Source organism: Acidiphilium sp. AL (genome assembly GCF_025499445.1).
Taxonomy (GTDB): domain Bacteria; phylum Pseudomonadota; class Alphaproteobacteria; order Acetobacterales; family Acetobacteraceae; genus Acidiphilium; species Acidiphilium iwatense.
Map to the genome: position 1 here is coordinate 1 of NZ_JAIMBZ010000089.1, position 4052 is coordinate 4052.

Annotated in this window: 4 protein-coding genes and 2 pseudogenes; 2 read left to right on the forward strand and 4 right to left on the reverse strand. The window is 59.3% G+C overall.

All coding sequences use genetic code 11. From position 1 onward, the window contains the following. A partial coding sequence (locus AiwAL_RS19765) for a hypothetical protein (RefSeq protein WP_262313440.1) occupies positions 1 to 208 on the forward strand: 208 nt, incomplete at its 5' end. 505 nt (positions 209 to 713) lie between these two features. On the opposite strand, the pseudogene AiwAL_RS20515 reads toward AiwAL_RS19765, so the two are convergent. The 3 genes and pseudogenes from AiwAL_RS20515 to AiwAL_RS19785 all read right to left on the reverse strand — a co-directional run bounded on the left by AiwAL_RS20515 (position 714) and on the right by AiwAL_RS19785 (position 3156). After that, positions 714 to 1725, reverse strand: a pseudogene (locus AiwAL_RS20515) (IS110 family transposase). Between the two features lie 448 nt (positions 1726 to 2173). Next, entirely contained in the window at positions 2174 to 2557 is a 384-nt protein-coding gene (locus tag AiwAL_RS19780; protein ID WP_235706209.1) for a DUF5615 family PIN-like protein, read from the reverse strand. Further along, positions 2554 to 3156: a DUF433 domain-containing protein gene (locus AiwAL_RS19785; RefSeq protein WP_235706210.1), complete on the reverse strand. Its 603-nt coding sequence runs from the start codon at positions 3154 to 3156 to the stop codon at positions 2554 to 2556. Before AiwAL_RS19785 ends, AiwAL_RS19780 begins: the two co-directional genes overlap by 4 nt. Positions 3157 to 3390: 234 nt before the next feature. On the opposite strand from AiwAL_RS19785, the gene AiwAL_RS19790 reads away from it, so the two are divergent. Further along, positions 3391 to 3585 carry a hypothetical protein gene (locus AiwAL_RS19790; RefSeq protein WP_235706211.1) on the forward strand — a complete coding sequence of 65 codons (195 nt, stop codon included), beginning with the start codon at positions 3391 to 3393 and terminating at the stop codon, positions 3583 to 3585. 80 nt (positions 3586 to 3665) lie between these two features. Here AiwAL_RS19790 and AiwAL_RS19795 read toward each other — a convergent pair. Further along, positions 3666 to 4052, reverse strand: a pseudogene (locus AiwAL_RS19795) (hypothetical protein); the annotation flags it as partial.

Genomic DNA, 4052 nt, shown 5'->3' on the forward strand with positions numbered 1-4052 from the left:
CGATGAACATGCCGCCAGGGAATCACAACTCGAGTCGCGCCGCAAGCCCAATGTATGGACACATCATTCAAATATAAAACCGCGCTATCCCAAGCCACCCAATGCGTTCAAGCAGTTTCAAAGTGAAAACTTCGGTTTAGACATGACCGAATCGGCTCTCTCTTTCCTAGTAACAAAACTACTAGGACTCCGGTGGGACTGTCCATAGCATTGTCACAGTACGTCATGCTTACATGCTGTAATCGTTAGTTTTTTATAAAACATCTAAAGCGAATTTTGGGTCCGCCGAACCGCTGCAATCTGGCACGACTCGGGCGCAAGAATGACACGTCACGCCCAATTTGTTACCCTTTTATTCCGAAATTCGTCAGAGAAAGGATGAACTCTGATGTTCGTTGTCCAGGGCTTTCGGCGTGAGAGGGCGATCTCCGATCCTCTCGGAGTTGAGCAGGGGATGATTGTTGCGCAGCGCAGGAGACAGGGCCGCTGAGACGACGGTTTGCAGACTCTGATGCGCGGGTTGGGTACCGCATTTCCGTGTGTTCGTCTGGGGCTGCCTCGATCTGCCAGCGGGCGTCGACAATGTCGGCCACACAATTCGTACGAGAATTCCCCACCGGGGCCCTGCCTCCAGCGTTGCGTAACAATGATGTCGGTTCTGACTGTTCTCCTGTGCTGAGGTGGAATGAGACGGAGGCTAATTCGGCGACCGATCAGGTTGTGCAGTGCGGCTCCACTTCTCGGCCGATCGCCCAGAGGAAGGCTGCCATTTCCCGAGCGATTGCCACGGTGACGACAGACTGGCGCTTGCCGCGCGCCATGAGCTTGCGGTAGCGGCCACAGAGCCTGACCTGAGCTTTCCAGGCGATGTCGCTGACCGCTTTGGCCAAGCCGACCTGCCGCTCCTGCAACAGGCGGCTCATGCGGGCGGGGAAGCGGTAGGTCCAGGCCCCCTCGATGAGTACGCGGCGTGCTCGGCTGTTGCCGGCTTTGGTGATGTTGCCGCGCCGGATGCGTTCGCCGGTGGAGTTTTCCGAGGGCACCAGGCCGAGATACGCCATTAGCTGACGCGGACTGTCGAACCGGTGCACGTCGCCGATTTCGGCGACGAAGGTGACGGCGGTCAGGAAAGCGACGCCGCGCAGCGCCTGGTAGGCGGCGATCACCGGTGCCATGGACCACGAGGCGACTACTTCGGCCACCTGTCCGGTCAAACGCTTGAGCCGGATCTGCCTCGATCTGCCAGCGGGCGTCGACAATGTCGGCCACACAATTCGTACGAGAATTCCCCACCGGGGCCCTGCCTCCAGCGTTGCGTAACAATGATGTCGGTTCTGACTGTTCTCCTGTGCTGAGGTGGAATGAGACGGCGGTCAGTTCTCCGGCACGGTGCAGTTTGGCCAGGGTCAGCGCATCACGGCGGTTGGTCTTAACCCGTTCTCCAGGTCGCTTCGGGATCAGTGACGGCGCAACCACAATGCATTCATGGCCAAGCCGTGTGATCTGACGATGCAGGCCATAGCCGGTTGGTCCGGCCTCATAACAGAAGGCCAGCTCCCGGTGCCTTTTGGCGAGCTTCGTCACGAGCCGCTCTACCGCATCAGGCGCACTGTCGATATCGCCGATAAAGCGCACCTCACCCTCGCGCCCCGCCTCGGCCACAGCCACCGAGATCTTCAGCTTCGACGTATCCAGTCCCACGTAGATCTTGCTATCCTGCCGCACGGCTCGTCCTCCTATGCGAGAGGCTCGGCACCGGCCTATCCGGCGCAACCCTCGCTCGTCGCATACTGCGGACGAGCCACCTCTCGGACAACGAACATACGGTCTGCCTGGGTTCAGGGCCGAAAGCTGTAAACCCGTGGTGACGATAAAAGGCTTCGGCCCGGTCGTCTTTGGCATCAACAACAAGGGCAAACACGGCCAGTTCCGATCGGGCAGCTCGGGTTGCCGCATCCCATTCCGACAGTGTTTTCCGTACACGGAGAGCATCAGGATCCCTGGGGTGCCATGTTTGCGATTCGAAAAGCGGCGGATATCGAGGATGTTCGAACAAATTGAAATTGCCCGACAGCACTGATTGCGGGCGATATGCTGCAACAGAATTGCCTGGAAGAAGCCAGTTCCTGACAAGAACAGGATCCGACCCTTGGTGGCCGGTGCGCTTACCCTTTCAAGAAGAACTTTCCGGCAGATCATAGATGGCAAACGTCGCTTCGTCGCCGATCAGATCAACCTCAAGCACGCAATTGATCGGCTCTCCTTGGGTGGCCAACTCCTCGAGTGTTGCTTGAAAAAGCTGCCTCTGCAAACTCAATCCGGCGTTGGGGATGATAATGATCAGGCCGACATGAAGCTCCTGCTTCGCGTAGAGCCGTCGAAAATCGACGGCATTGTTCGTGACCAGCACGAAATCACCTTCATGCGCATACCGCGCGACGTTCCAGTCCTTCCACCCAGCCTTGCCGACATGGGCCACGTGCTCGGCCTGATGCCCTCTCCCGATCGCGATGCGGACCAGATCGACGCTCAAGCACTCGTCGATCAGGAACCTCATGCCCCAGCAATCGCCGCGAGACTGCGGCGATTGGCGTGAGCTGGCGGCTTGCCCCGCCACGGCTGCGCACGCGGGCGTCCACGCAACGGATAGGCGGCAGCGTAGATCGGCGCGAGGCGGATCATATCCGGGGTAAGGCGCGGATATCCTGCGAGCAGTTCTGCCTCTGTTGCCCCCTGCTCCTGGAGGCTGGCAACTACGTGAACCGGTATCCGTGTCCCCCGGAACACGGGATCGCCGCCCATAACCTCCGGATCTGTCGCAACCAAGCCACGCGCGCGACGAAGCTCGCGCAACGAGACCGCCAGCTCTCGCCGCGGCTCTCGCAGGTCGATCTTGAGGAGGCCTCCTTCGACAGATACGACGTTCCGGCGCGCGTTCGCGACCGCTGTGAAGACCTCGCGCCGCAGCTCGGGCACCAACCGGTCGGCAAGCCTGCGCTCGAGCGCCAGCGACACGAGCGCGCCCAGGTCCAGCAAGCGTGTCGCATGGCCGGCTCGACTGCCGGTCGTTGCAGGGACGGTCTTCCTGTCGATCGCGTTGTACACAGCCTTCAGGGGCAGTCGCGTTACGACAGCCGCTTCGGTCGGCGTGAACAAGGTCTCTTGTGCTCGCATCGAAACACCATAATTGTTCTTAACTTAGAGAATATATTTTTTGTGAGAAAAACACAAGGGATAGCCCGCAGCTTGCATTTGTTCTGCTGAAATCTCATCCTCCTTGCTCGGCCTGAGTCGGAAACGCTGCCTGAAGGGATAACTGCGACGTCACTCTTCCCCGACGAGACCTGCGCGTCGCATCAACTCCTCGATTCCCTCCCAATACGAGAATCGGTGTTCTTCGCAGAAAGCTATGCAAGGGACCGCTACACGCTGCGGCGCTCGCGTATTAATCGCCGTTGTAGGTCCGATTTCCTTCTTGCGCCGCCGCGCAACTGGGACTGGCTCCGGCCGCTCTCGGCTCTTGAATCCAACACGCTCGCCGGCTGCGTCAACACGGGCAAGATCGGCTGGCACAGGCTCTGCTGAAGGTGCCGCCGGCCGGAAAGCACGGAGACGCTCGGCAGTCGATGGCTTCGATCCCGAAAACCCAAAAGCGTCCTCAGTCATCAAGCAATCTCCTGCCGGGATTCTGCCGGCGCCAGAATATCAACCAACTCATCAGCCAAATACTCCGCGTTTTTCAACGCTTCGGACAGGCCATTTACCTGCTCGCCGTCGAGTTCATGCAGCGCCAGTCGCCGCACGAACGCCGCCTTGTAGGCCTGCCTTTCATGCAGCTTGTTGCGCATCAATGGCAGTCCCGCGCTGGTGAGGGCCTCTACGATTTCCCGTTCGATCCTCGTCGCGATAATCGGACTAGCAGCCTGTCGGAGTGAGATTTGGGTGAATTTGCGTTCCATGACTGAAATTATCTGCATGCGTGGCGCCGGAGTGGTTTTCAGCGGTCGAATTTGTCGACCGACGCTCATCGCCTGCCCCATCGTGCCCGGCCA

Excerpts from the sequence above, each read along its gene's own strand:
- AiwAL_RS19780 (WP_235706209.1), bottom strand. The coding sequence starts at position 2,557 with ATGAGGTTCCTGATCGACGAGTGCTTGAGCGTCGATCTGGTCCGCATC.